Source organism: Protofrankia sp. CiP3 (assembly GCF_917627345.1).
GTDB lineage: Bacteria > Actinomycetota > Actinomycetes > Frankiales > Frankiaceae > Protofrankia.
In genome coordinates this window covers 576-960 of record NZ_CAKJTM010000207.1, presented here as the reverse complement: position 1 = coordinate 960, position 385 = coordinate 576, and the positions used below count along the sequence as shown (strand labels likewise).

The following is a 385-nucleotide window of genomic DNA, read 5'->3' as shown; positions in this document are numbered from 1 at the left end:
AACTGTCGACCGGCCGCGTGACGAATGGGTCGAGATCGCTGTTCCGGCCCTTGTGAGCGAGGAGATCTTTGAGCGGGTCGCGGCGCGGCTCGAGGATAACAAGCGATTCGCGACCCGTAATATGAAGACCACGCCCTCGCTTCTCCAGGGTCTCGCGGCGTGTGCGGCGTGCGGTTACGGCTATTACCGCACCTCCACGCGAACGTCAAGTAAGAAGATCTACTACTACCGTTGCCTCGGGTCCGATGACTACCGATATGAGAACGGCCGGGTCTGCCAGAACAAGCCGGTTCGCGCCGACTACATCGACGACGTCGTGTGGGAGCACATAACCAAACTGATCACCGATCCGAGGCTGATCCAGGATGAGATCGACAGCCGGCTA

The 385-nt window shown here is 59.7% G+C and carries 1 protein-coding gene; it reads left to right on the top strand.

All coding sequences use genetic code 11. The features are described from left to right. A partial coding sequence (locus tag MJ797_RS26270) for a zinc ribbon domain-containing protein (RefSeq protein WP_239342356.1) occupies positions 1 to 385 on the top strand: 385 nt, incomplete at both ends.